10 protein-coding genes and 2 pseudogenes are annotated in these 12,025 nt (G+C 40.0%); 3 read left to right on the top strand and 9 right to left on the bottom strand.

The annotated features are described in order from the left end of the window. The first annotated feature begins 39 nt into the window (after window positions 1-39). The 3 genes from DKZ56_RS12735 to cysC are packed head-to-tail and all read left to right on the top strand — an operon-like array spanning window position 40 to window position 2,508. Entirely contained in the window at window positions 40-744 is a 705-nt protein-coding gene (locus tag DKZ56_RS12735) for a phosphoadenylyl-sulfate reductase (protein WP_208650320.1), read from the top strand. Between the two features lie 12 nt (window positions 745-756). Beyond that, on the top strand, window positions 757-1,899 hold the full coding sequence (gene sat, locus DKZ56_RS12740) for a sulfate adenylyltransferase (protein ID WP_208650321.1): 1,143 nt from the start codon (window positions 757-759) through the stop codon (window positions 1,897-1,899). Between the two features lie 12 nt (window positions 1,900-1,911). Continuing rightward, window positions 1,912-2,508, top strand: coding sequence for an adenylyl-sulfate kinase (cysC, locus tag DKZ56_RS12745; protein ID WP_208650322.1), 597 nt, complete (start codon window positions 1,912-1,914; stop codon window positions 2,506-2,508). 121 nt (window positions 2,509-2,629) lie between these two features. On the opposite strand, the gene DKZ56_RS15770 is transcribed toward cysC, so the two are convergent. From DKZ56_RS15770 to sufB, 9 genes and pseudogenes are all read right to left on the bottom strand, one after another. Continuing rightward, the gene (locus tag DKZ56_RS15770; protein WP_281275659.1) at window positions 2,630-2,764 is read right to left on the bottom strand and encodes a hypothetical protein; all 135 of its coding nucleotides are present in this window, start codon (window positions 2,762-2,764) and stop codon (window positions 2,630-2,632) included. A 509-nt stretch (window positions 2,765-3,273) separates the two neighbouring features. Further along, window positions 3,274-4,371 (bottom strand): annotated as a pseudogene (locus tag DKZ56_RS12755) (AMP-binding protein); the annotation flags it as partial. A 682-nt stretch (window positions 4,372-5,053) separates the two neighbouring features. After that, window positions 5,054-5,572: pseudogene (locus DKZ56_RS12760) on the bottom strand (AMP-binding protein); the annotation flags it as partial. Window positions 5,573-5,624: 52 nt separating this feature from the next. Next, window positions 5,625-6,371 (bottom strand): 2-phosphosulfolactate phosphatase, encoded by a 747-nt coding sequence (locus DKZ56_RS12765; RefSeq protein ID WP_208650325.1) that lies wholly within the window; start codon window positions 6,369-6,371, stop codon window positions 5,625-5,627. Between the two features lie 29 nt (window positions 6,372-6,400). Then, window positions 6,401-7,465: a phosphotransferase family protein gene (locus tag DKZ56_RS12770; RefSeq protein WP_208650326.1), complete on the bottom strand. Its 1,065-nt coding sequence runs from the start codon at window positions 7,463-7,465 to the stop codon at window positions 6,401-6,403. Between the two features lie 95 nt (window positions 7,466-7,560). After that, window positions 7,561-8,133, bottom strand: coding sequence for a TetR/AcrR family transcriptional regulator (locus DKZ56_RS12775; RefSeq protein WP_208650327.1), 573 nt, complete (start codon window positions 8,131-8,133; stop codon window positions 7,561-7,563). A 111-nt stretch (window positions 8,134-8,244) separates the two neighbouring features. Continuing rightward, on the bottom strand, window positions 8,245-9,018 hold the full coding sequence (locus tag DKZ56_RS12780; protein WP_208650328.1) for an SDR family oxidoreductase: 774 nt from the start codon (window positions 9,016-9,018) through the stop codon (window positions 8,245-8,247). 82 nt (window positions 9,019-9,100) lie between these two features. After that, window positions 9,101-10,309, bottom strand: coding sequence for an acyl-CoA dehydrogenase (locus DKZ56_RS12785; protein ID WP_208650329.1), 1,209 nt, complete (start codon window positions 10,307-10,309; stop codon window positions 9,101-9,103). Window positions 10,310-10,611: 302 nt separating this feature from the next. Beyond that, window positions 10,612-12,009: a Fe-S cluster assembly protein SufB gene (gene sufB, locus DKZ56_RS12790; protein ID WP_208650330.1), complete on the bottom strand. Its 1,398-nt coding sequence runs from the start codon at window positions 12,007-12,009 to the stop codon at window positions 10,612-10,614. Window positions 12,010-12,025 lie beyond the last annotated feature (16 nt).

Raw genomic sequence — 12,025 nt, forward strand, 5'->3', positions numbered from 1 at the left:
CATTAAAACGTCCTCTTTTTTCATTTAAGGAGGAATCGCATGTTAACTTATCAAACATGGCAAGATTCATATATCGATTTTGAAGTGGATGAAACTTATAAAGGAGCATTGAATGTTCTAAAGTGGGCTTATAACCATTACGGAGATGAAGTCATTTATGCCTGCAGCTTCGGCATCGAAGGCATCGTGCTAATCGACTTGATTTCAAAAGTGAAGGCTGATGCCAATATCGTCTTTTTAGATACGGAGGTTCATTTTAAAGAAACCTATGAAACCATTGAAAAGGTGAAGAAAAGATATCCATCGTTAAACATCATACTAAAAAAACCAGACATTTCATTGGAAGAACAAGCAAAATTATATGGAGATGAACTCTGGAAAAAAGATCCAAATAAGTGTTGCGAAATCCGGAAAATCATCCCTCTCCGGGAAACTTTGACCGGTGCGAAAGCATGGATTTCCGGATTGCGCCGGGAACAATCGGAAACTAGAAAACATGTGAACTTCCTGAACAAAGATAATAAGTTCCAATCCGTTAAAATCTGTCCGTTGATTCATTGGACTTGGAAAGATGTGTGGCGTTATGTAAGCAAACATCAGTTGGATTACAATCCGCTCCATGACCAAGGCTACCCTAGCATCGGATGCGCCCACTGTACAAAACCGGCTTATACATTGGATGATTTGCGTTCCGGCAGATGGGCAGGTTTCAATAAAACAGAATGTGGATTACATGTTGATTAGGAGGAATGAAAAATGACAACCATTCAACCCCATGGCGGCGTATTGGTGAACGCCTACGACCCTAATGAACCATATGAACATTTGCAAAAAGAAATTCCCCTTGATGGAATTGCCATCAGCGATTTGGAATTAATCGGCGTAGGTGCTTATAGCCCAATAGAAGGCTTCTTATCCGAGGAAGATTATAAAAGCGTAGTAGAAAATATGCGCTTAGCAAACGGCATTGTTTGGAGCATTCCCATTACGCTTCCGGTAACAGAAGAACTGGCTGGCACATTAAAAATTGGCGAAAAAGCCAAGTTAGTTTTTGATGGAGAAGTATATGGAATGATTGAAATTCAAGATATTTATAAACCGGATAAAACCGTTGAAGCCAAAAATGTATATGGAACTGATGATTTAAACCATCCCGGCGTGAAAAAATTGTTTGACCGTCCGAATGTGTATGTCGGCGGGAAAATCACCCTTATAAAAAGAACGAAAAAACAATTTCCCGACCACACTTACGACCCAATTGAAACACGGAAATTATTTGAGAAAAAAGGTTGGAAAACAGTAGTTGGTTTCCAAACAAGAAATCCAGTACACCGCGCCCATGAATACATCCAAAAAGTAGCTCTGGAAATCGTCGACGGGCTTTTCCTCAATCCTTTAGTGGGAGAAACAAAATCCGATGATATTCCAGCCCATATCCGCATGGAAAGCTATGAAGTATTGCTCGATAATTACTATCCGAAAGATCGGGTGCATTTAGGCGTGTTCCTTGCAGCGATGCGCTACGCCGGACCGAGAGAAGCGATTTTCCACGCATTGGTGCGCAAAAACTACGGCTGCACGCACTTCATTGTTGGCCGTGACCATGCCGGTGTCGGAAACTATTACGGCACTTACGACGCCCAAAAGATTTTTGACCAATTCAAACCGGAAGAAATCGGCATCACGCCGCTTAAATTTGAACATAGCTTCTATTGCACAGCTTGCGACGGAATGGCCACAACAAAAACGTGCCCGCACGATGCATCCACTCGCATCATCTTATCCGGTACAAAAGTGCGGGAAATGTTGCACAACGGAGAAATCCCGCCAAGCACATTCAGCCGCAAAGAAGTGGTAGAAGTCTTAATCCGCGGACTTCGGGAAGAAGTTCATTCATAAGGAGTTGTTATAATGAGTTCAAACATCGTATGGCATGATACATCCATCACAAAAGCAGACTACAGAAAGAAAAATGGCCATCACAGTTTCATTCTATGGTTCACAGGACTTTCGGCATCTGGAAAATCTTCCATTGCCAATGCACTGGCAAAAGAACTATTTGAACGGGGCAATCAAGCCTTTGTGCTCGACGGTGACAATATCCGCCACGGTCTGAACAAAGATTTGGGCTTTGACGAACAATCTAGAAAGGAAAACATCCGCCGCATTGGCGAAGTATCCAAACTCTTTGTAGAAAGCGGCCAAATCGTATTGACGGCTTTCATCTCCCCGTATAAAGAAGACCGGGCATTAGTCCGATCCCTTGTGGAAGCAGATGAATTTATCGAAGTGTATGTACAATGTTCCATTGAAGAATGTGAACGCAGAGATCCGAAAGGGTTGTACAAAAAAGCCCGAAATAATGAAATTCCAAACTTTACGGGCATCAGCGCCCCTTATGAAGCGCCGGACAATCCGGAAATTGTCGTGGACAGCGAAAAATATTCCATTGAGGAATGCAAAAATCAATTGATTGAATTTTTACTTGAAAAAGGATATATCAAATAGCTTTCAATCCGCCATAAACCTTCATAGAAACTTCCTTATAATTCGAGTAGGAGGGAGTGATTAACTCCCGTCCTCTCACACCACCGTACGTACGGTTCCGTATACGGCGGTTCAATTAAGATCATTGACGCAAGTTTTTATAACTTCCGTGAATAGCTGTTCTCTTTATGCCAGTGGTCACTCCATCCCCCAAGAGGTCTTCCACGGAATCCACCGCTTCCTTCCTCAAGTGAGGTACTACGTTTTCTGTGTTCATCATGACCCACTGAATGCCAAGGGCGATTCTCTCTTAATTGTTCGGTCCTTCTTAGTTGTTCTAGACCAACTAATACGATGACCTCTGCTGACTTCTGACGGTTCAGCTACTTATCACTAAGTAGGTTATGAAGCGTACTTCACCTATCCGCCAGACCTCCCCGGGTAAGTACATGCACTTTCACACCATCTATCCGCCTCATTTACTCGATATGACCTTCGACAGAAAGAGCTTTGTTTTGTTTTGCAAACTCACTCAATCATACCTAGCCTTGTATGAAGTTCGTGTTCCTCAGACCGGTGTTTTGCCTCCAGCTTCCTTCAGATTCCGCGTCATCACGGACATCCTTACGTTGAGCTAACCTCTACTTCTGTCTTCGGGGTTCGGGACTTACACCCTATCGTTCATGTACATGCCGGGCGCACATATAGAAAGCAGGGCAACGTGCGCCCTGCTTCTTTTTTATTAGGAGAAGGTTTTGGGAATTACAAGCTTAATTGCAATCACAATTATTTTGCTTTCATCTTCCATTCTTCTTCTTGCAGTTGTCTCCATAAAATTTTTCCGCTTGCTGTTGTTGGCAATGTTTTTCTAAACTCTATAATTCTTGGGTACTTATAAGCGGCCATTTGCCCTTTTGACCATTCAATAATTTCCTCTTCCGTTACCTTTCCAACATAGTCATCATTTAAAATGACAAATGCCTTTACCGTTTCACCTCGTTTTGGGTATGGAACGCCGACAACACAAGCTTGCTGAATCGCTGGATGTTTATACAAAATGGACTCCACTTCCGTAGGCCACACTTTAAAGCCAGATGCATTAATCATCCGTTTGACACGGTCCACAATAAAGAAGTATCCTTCCTCATCCACCCGTCCAATATCGCCAGTGCGGAAAAATTTTTTCCCATCTAGTTCAACAAAAGCTTGTTCTGTTTCTTCAGGCTGATTATAGTATCCTTTAAATACTTGAGGACCGTTTACAACAATTTCTCCTACTTCACCTACTCCTAGTTCTTTCAAAGTCACAGGATCTATGATTCGCGCATCTACTTCAAAAGCAGGAACTCCTAAACATTGCAGTTTTGGTCGATCAGGCGGATTAAAGTGCGTATGGGAAATGGTTTCAGATAGCCCATAGCCTTCTACAAACTTTAAGCCAGTAGCCTCAAATAATTTTTCGCCCACCGCTTCCGGCAAAGGAGCGCCTCCCCCAGCAATAACTGAAAGGGAAGATAAATCGTATTCTCTTAATTTGGGATTCGCCAAGAAATCAATCACCATTGTGCTAATATTAATCCAGTGGGTGCATTTATAATCTTGAATAAATTGAACGGCGTGTTCTCGGTTCCATCTTGTTAAAATAACCATTGCAGACCCTGTAAAAATTGGCGCATGCATACTATGCACCATGCCTGTCACATGGAATAAAGGCAAAGTCGTTAAATGAACGGCATCAGATGTAGTATTTAGCCAATAGCTTGCACTTACAACATTGGCTTGAACTGTTTCATTTGTATGGATGCAACCTTTAGGCAAACCGGTAGTGCCTGAAGTGTATGGCAAAACTATTACATCATCGCTTTTCCCTTCATAAGGAAAAGGCGTTATTGTTTCTTCTAAGGGGCTGTCCGAAAAGTCGATTGAATCGACCTTCGGCTCAGCCCTTTTTTCTGTTTTTAGGGTACAAAAAAATCGTCCTTTTTTATAGAATGAAATTGACAATAAACTTAATAAACTAGTTTATTAGAAGTGTATTTGATAGTGAAAAAGTGTTCAATCCAAATGAGCGGAATCTGTTGATTTTATTTTATCGTTTACATCTCAACGAGTGCTTTTATTTTTTTGTGTGTATTTTGATTTACTCGTAATGTTGTAATTTCTCGGTTAGGTATTTTTTCTTGCTGATTAAAAAATTTTTTCCAATTTTTTCTTTCAGTATTCTCCTCAATAGTATTTTTATTAATAATTTTCACTGTACCAATATTCTTTTTATTATTTGAGCATTTTGCACATTTTTCAACCCAAGAGTCATAAGGTTTTCTAAAGCATAAAAAAGGACTTCACCCCTTATTTGTAGAATTTTTGAAGTGACGAAACAACAAAAAATTCAAAAGGAGGAAGTCACTTTGTATATTCTACAAGAAAGCCTATTTTCCTTTGAAGAACTGCAAAAATTCCCAAACCAATTTCAAAAATAAGGAAACAGAGCGAATGGAAAAACTCATTGTTTTCTCCATTCGCTCTGTTTTTATGGACTTTTTAGACAAGCCCCTTTGAGATTTTCTTTTCTAGGAGCAGTTAATTCGCTTGATAAATTGTCAATCTTCAATTCTTCCGGCAAATAATCAGAATAAGTTGCTACAATGATATGTTCCAACGAAGTGCTTCCTTGGAGCGGTTCAATTTGAGGGAACAGCTCTTGCCCAACAATTGCTGTTTTCACTTCGCAATCTTTAATATAATAAGAAAGTTCATTCGTCGTATTCATCGGGTTAATTGGTACAACGATCGCTCTTGCCCGCAATATCGCATAAAAAGCAATGAGATATTGTGGGGAATTTTGCATATATAAAATCACCCTGTCTCCAGGTTGAACGTCCAATTTTTGTTGAAGGTATCCGGCTAAATTATTCACTTGCTGCAAGATTTCTTGATAACTATACTGCGCCCCATAGTAGTAGACTGCTGTTTTATCGGGATATCTTCTTGCCGTCACCACGAGATTATCATATAGAGTTGTTTTAGGCGTCGTTAATGTTTTTGTGAGCCGTTTTGGCCAAAATTTGATATGCACTGTGTTCAAACGCAATACCTCCATTTCAAAATCTCGAATATTCAAAAAAATAATTTTTGTACTATAGCTTTATAGAATGTTCTGCAACAATTTTTTGCCCTTTTAAAATCGGAACAATGGGAATCGTCCCTTGCTGCGCTGCAAAGGCTAATTCATCAATGAACTGATTTTTTTCAAATAATTTCCCGACATAAGAAGAACGGAAAATTTCAAAGGCATCACCAGCATTTCCTTTATAAAATAGAAGGGCTGCCATTGCCGCATCGGTTAATTTCAACTGTCCATCATCATGCTCCAACAAACAGGAAAGAAAATGCCCTGCTCCATAAAAATCTTCTAAACTCAACTTTCCAGAAGTACCGGAACATATCACAAGAATCGTCTCTTCTAATCCCTGTTCCTTCACCTTTTCCGCCACAAAAGGATTATTCAATAAAGACGAAACATAAGTCCTTTTTGCACCAGAGGCTTTTCGAATCGCAACTGTACCATTCGTCGTAGATACAATTAAAGCTTTTCCCTTTACTTTTTCCCGAAGGATGGATGGACTTGGATAAACAAATCCTTCAATGGGTTTTGCTTTACTTTCACCGGAAAGGATATATTGCCCCTCTTCATATGCTTTTGCCGCTTCCAATGCTTCCAAAGAATTCATCACCGGGACAACTTCAGTGGCTCCATTATGCAAAGCGGAAGTGATGGTGGTCGTTGCTAGCAAGACATCCAAAACTACAACAATTTTATTTCCTTCTTTTATTTTTTCCTCATCAATTTCTTCCTTTGTTAAGAGAAGGTGAATTTTTCCCATTATGCCGCCCCTTTGTTTGACAATGTTTCCTATGAATTTAGCTTTTCATTGATATAAACGATAAGAGATTTTACTAATTGACCAAACTTGGCAAAACGTTCATCCCTCGTTTGCCCTTTCTTGTAGCGATAGTAAATTTGCTGGGCAATGACCGCTAATTTAAAATAAGCAAAGAGCATATAAAACTGCATATTGTCCACATCGCGTTTGCTTTTCTTTGCATAGGCTTCGATAAATTCATCCCTTGTCATAAACCCATCCATTACTGTAATAAGGGGTTCCCCAAACATTACTTTCAACAGTTTCGGGTCATCGCCTTGCACCCAATAACTCATGGCAACCCCAAGATCGGCAAGCGGATCGCCTACTGTCGTCATCTCCCAATCAAATAATCCAACCATTTTCGTTAATTCTTCATTAAACATGGCGTTGTTGAATTTATAATCATAATGAATAATCGTTGCTTCATCCCGTAACGGTATATGCTCTGCTAACCATTTCATTACCAATTCTGCTTCTTCAATTTCATCTGTTTTAGACTTCTGAAATCTAGAAATCCAGCCATGGACTTGCCGTTCCATAAAGCCTTCAGGTTTGCTCATCTTCACTAATTCCGTTTGTTTAAAATCGATGGAATGAAGATTGACAAGCTGGTCCACCATAATTTCCGACAACCGTCTGCCTAACTCTTTAGTTGGTTGAATATGGCTCGGAAAAGCTGTGTCTAGAAGGACTCCATGTTTTCTTTCCATTAAGAAGAAGGGGCTTCCAACAATCGACTCATCATTGGAAAACAATATTGGCTTTGGTGCAGCATCAAAAAATGGATGGATGGCAGAAATAATGTTGAATTCCCTTTCCATATCATGGGCCTTTGGTGCAACAGGTCCTAATGGCGGTCTTCTTAAAACAGCCTCCCAATCTCCTATTTTAATTTGATACGTTAAATTGGAATGCCCAGCTGAAAATTGCAGCAATTCTAAAGGGGCATCTGGGAGATGGTCAATATTTTTTCTCAAAAAGGATTCAAGAACTTCTAAATTTAATTCTTCTCCTTTTCGCACAGGAATCGTTTCATTATAAACCCCCGCCATCAAAATCACTCCTTCCGATTTTTTCATCCAGCCATCACATACTAACCGGTTGGTATGTGATGGCTAGTATATAAAAAACAGCAAGAACAAATTTTTTAACGTTCTTCTTTTTCTATACCATGTAAAATGATTTCCGTATAAATTTCTGATACTTCTTTATCTGAAAGCGGACCATCTGGTTTAAACCACTTATAGCTCCAATTCGTCATTCCTAAAATACCTAAGGTGATGATGGATGGATTTAAATCCGAACGAAACTCCCCACTACTTATGCCTTCTTGGACTACCTTTTCAATATTGAAACGAAACTTATCTCTCTTTGGAATGATTTCTGCTAAACTTGCTTCGCTTAAATTATTCATTTCCCTGAAGAAAATTAATGCACTTGATCCATGGGTTTTGATGCTTCGAAGCAACATATAAATAATTTCAAAAAGCTTTGTTCGATTATTTTTGCTTTCGTCGGAAATGATGTCCTCTTGAACCTTCAAAATATGGTCAATATAGTTTTGATGGATTTCCATCAACAATTCTTCTTTGCTAGAGAAATAATAATAAAATGTTCCTTTTGTTACTCCCAACTCATCTACAATATCTTGAATGGAAGTTTCACTATACCCCTTGTTCTCAAATAATCGGATGCTTGCTTCAATAATTTTTTCTTTCACTCTCTAATCCCCGCAATCTTCCAATATTGTTGTCGTAATTATATCATAAAATTTTCATGCAAAATGAGCATCCCAGAAGATTGGAGGACTAGATTCAGCGTCAATCCTTTATTATTTTGCATGCATTCCGCCATCCACGATGATGATTTCACCTGTAATATAATCAGAAGCCTTTGAAGCTAGAAACAGCGCGACACCCTTTAAATCATTTTCTGAGCCAAAGCGATTTAATGGAGTTGCTTCTAAAAAGGCATCTTTTCCTCTCTCAATGATGTCTTTTGACATTTTTGTAGGGAAAAATCCCGGAGCGATGGCGTTGACGTTGATGTTATATTGTCCCCATTTAACCGCCAAATCTTTTGTTAATGTATTGACTGCTCCTTTGCTGGCATTATAAGCAACTGTATCCATCAGCTTCGGATCTGTTCCAATAAACCCTGCAATGGAAGAAATGTTAATAATTTTTCCCGCTCTTTGTTTAATCATTTCCCTGCCTACCGCCTGGCTCATTAAAAAGGTTCCGGTAACATTTACATTCATCACTTTTTGCCATGCTTCCAAAGGCATATCAACGGCTGGCGCTCCCCATGTTGCTCCGCTATTGTTGACTAAAATATCAATCTTCTCAAAATGATTGAGCGTTTGCTCCACCACGTTCTGTACATCTTCTGAATTCGTTACGTCACATTGTAATGCCAACGTTTTCACACCAAGCTGCTCTAATTCATTGGCAACTTCTTGGCAAGCTTCCACTTTTCGCGAACATAAAACGACATTGGCACCCGCTTCAGCAAGGCCTGTTGCAATTTGTTCTCCAAGTCCTCGTCCTCCGCCAGTGACTATGGCTGTTTTTCCAGTGAGATCAAAAAGCTCTTTAACATGCATACTTTTCCCTTCTTTCTTTATTTTCTTTTGAAAAAATAAAACGCTTACATAAAACGATGTTCGATTCTGGAATTCTATTTCATTATTGATATTTTTTTAGTTCCAGTTTTGCAATTTGTCTTTTGTGCACTTCATCTGGCCCATCAGCGATTCTTAACGTGCGAGAATTTGCCCACATCGCAGCGAGCGGAAAATCATCAGAAACCCCTGCTGCCCCTAATGCTTGAATCGCCCGGTCGATGACATTCAATGCAATATTCGGCGCAACCACTTTAATCATGGCAATTTCCGTCTTTGCTTCTTTGTTTCCAACTGTATCCATCATATAGGCAGCTTTTAAAGTCAACAGTCTTGCTTGTTCAATTTCAATTCTTGATGTGGCAATCCAATCGCGAACGACTCCTTGTTCTGCCAATGTTCTTCCAAAAGCCACACGATTTAATACCCGCTTGCACATGATTTCAAGGGCGCGTTCAGCAGCACCAATCAGTCTCATGCAATGATGAATTCTTCCTGGCCCTAGCCTTCCTTGGGCGATGGCAAATCCTTTCCCTTCTCCCCAGATGATGTTCTCTGCTGGCACCCGAACATTTTCAAAGGTAATTTCCCCGTGGCCATGTGGAGCATGGTCATATCCAAACACCGGAAGCATTCGTTCAATTTTGACACCTGGTGTATAAAGGGGAACAAGAATCATGGATTGCTGCTCATAACGGTTGGCATTCGGGGTTGTTTTTCCCATCACTATGGCAATTTTGCATCGAGGATCCCCTGCGCCCGAAGACCACCATTTTCTTCCGTTAATTACATATTCATCTCCATCGCGCACAATGCTCGCTTCAATATTCGTCGCATCCGATGAAGCCACATCCGGTTCTGTCATTGCAAAACATGAGCGTATTTCTCCATTGAGCAATGGAATAAGCCACTCTTTCTTTTGTTGTTCAGAACCATATCTCACTAGCACTTCCATATTTCCCGTATCCGGCGCATTGCAGTTAAACACTTCCGGCGCTATTAGCGAACGGCCCATAATTTCACATAAAGGAGCATATTCTAAATTGGTTAGTCCTGCTCCATATTCGCTGTCTGGCAAAAACAGATTCCAAAGCCCTTGCTCTTTTGCCTTTTCCTTTAATTCTTCGATAATGGGCGGCACGGCACTCCACCTGTTTTCTTGTTGGATTAGCTGTTCTTCATATACTTTTTCGTTTGGATAAATGTACTCTTCCATAAAATGGTTTAATTTTTTGATTAATTCCTCCACTTTTGGAGAAAAGGAAAAATCCATTTTAATCAACTCCTTTCATACTGACCGGTTGGTATGTTACGTTTAATTTTAGTATACAAGTTTTTTAGAATTAATCAATCCGTTTTCTGAAAATTTTTACAGTTATTTTAGTATAGCATTTTGATTGAATTTGGGACAATTCAGTCATTCTCAGTGAAATATTAGCCAACTGAAAATCCTCAGCTATATTGCCTGTGGATATTCACCATGCTCATGAACATATTTGTGTTTATGTATATTAAAAAAATCGAGTGCAGCAAAATGCACTCGATTTTTACAGGTAAAGCGTACGTTTAATAGGTTTATCCAATCGAACCTTCCATTTCAAATTTAATTAAACGGTTCATTTCTACCGCGTATTCCATTGGTAGTTCGCGAGTAAATGGTTCAATGAAGCCCATAACGATCATTTCTGTCGCTTCCTGTTCAGAAATGCCGCGGCTCATCAAGTAGAATAATTGTTCTTCGGATACTTTGGATACTTTCGCTTCGTGCTCAAGGGACACGTTGTCATTCATAATTTCGTTGTATGGAATAGTATCGGAAGCAGATTCATTATCCAAAATCAATGTGTCACATTCAATATTCGCGCGGGCGCCGCTTGCTTTAGGACCGAAGCGGACAATACCGCGGTATGTTACTTTACCGCCTTGTTTTGAAATGGATTTTGACACGATTGTGGATGAAGTATTCGGCGCTAAGTGGATCATTTTCGCACCAGCGTCTTGGTGTTGTCCTTTACCTGCTAAGGCGATGGATAATGTCATGCCGCGAGCGCCTTCACCTTTCAAGATGCAGGCAGGATATTTCATTGTAAGTTTTGAACCGATATTACCGTCAATCCATTCCATTGTTCCGTTTTCTTCAACGATTGTACGTTTTGTTACCAAGTTGTACACGTTGTTGGACCAGTTTTGGATTGTTGTGTAGCGGCAGTAAGCATCTTTTTTCACAATGATTTCTACAACCGCTGAGTGCAGAGAGCTTGTTGAGTAAACTGGCGCCGTACATCCTTCTACATAATGCACGTGTGCCCCTTCATCCACAATAATCAATGTACGTTCGAATTGTCCCATATTTTCAGAGTTGATGCGGAAGTATGCTTGAAGCGGCGTATCCACTTTTACGCCAGGCGGCACATAGATAAATGAGCCCCCAGACCAAACAGCCGTATTCAATGCAGCAAATTTGTTATCAGATGCTGGCACCACTGTTCCCCAATACTTTTTGAACAATTCTTCGTTTTCTTTAAGAGCTGAGTCTGTATCTTTGAAGATAATCCCTTTTTCTTCCAGTTCTTTTTTCATGTTATGGTAAACTACTTCAGATTCGTATTGGGCGGAAACACCAGCTAAATATTTTTGTTCCGCTTCAGGAATACCTAAACGGTCGAACGTTCTTTTAATTTCTTCAGGCACTTCATCCCAAGAGCGTTGTGTTGTTTCAGTTGGTTTTACATAGTAAGTGATTTCATCGAAGTTTAATTCGGATAGGTCGCCACCCCATTGTGGCATTGGTTTTGAGTAGAATATTTCAAGGGCTTTTAATCGAGCCTCGAGCATCCATTCAGGTTCGTTTTTCATTGTTGAAATTTCACGGACGATTTCTTCGGTTAATCCACGTTTTGAACGGAATATCGAAACGTCCTTATCACGGAAACCGTATTTGTAATCACCAATATCAGGCACATTTTTTGCCATGTTTTCTCCTCCGTTC

Origin of the sequence: Ureibacillus thermophilus (genome assembly GCF_004331915.1) — a bacterium.
GTDB lineage: Bacteria > Bacillota > Bacilli > Bacillales_A > Planococcaceae > Ureibacillus > Ureibacillus thermophilus.

Coding starts and splice junctions, on each gene's coding strand:
- DKZ56_RS12785 (WP_208650329.1), bottom strand. CDS start 10,309: ATGGATTTTTCCTTTTCTCCAAAAGTGGAGGAATTAATCAAAAAATTA.
- DKZ56_RS12780 (WP_208650328.1), bottom strand. CDS start 9,018: ATGCATGTTAAAGAGCTTTTTGATCTCACTGGAAAAACAGCCATAGTC.
- cysC (WP_208650322.1), top strand. CDS start 1,912: ATGAGTTCAAACATCGTATGGCATGATACATCCATCACAAAAGCAGAC.
- sat (WP_208650321.1), top strand. CDS start 757: ATGACAACCATTCAACCCCATGGCGGCGTATTGGTGAACGCCTACGAC.
- sufB (WP_208650330.1), bottom strand. CDS start 12,009: ATGGCAAAAAATGTGCCTGATATTGGTGATTACAAATACGGTTTCCGT.
- DKZ56_RS12735 (WP_208650320.1), top strand. CDS start 40: ATGTTAACTTATCAAACATGGCAAGATTCATATATCGATTTTGAAGTG.
- DKZ56_RS12770 (WP_208650326.1), bottom strand. CDS start 7,465: ATGGCGGGGGTTTATAATGAAACGATTCCTGTGCGAAAAGGAGAAGAA.
- DKZ56_RS12765 (WP_208650325.1), bottom strand. CDS start 6,371: ATGGGAAAAATTCACCTTCTCTTAACAAAGGAAGAAATTGATGAGGAA.
- DKZ56_RS15770 (WP_281275659.1), bottom strand. CDS start 2,764: ATGAACACAGAAAACGTAGTACCTCACTTGAGGAAGGAAGCGGTGGAT.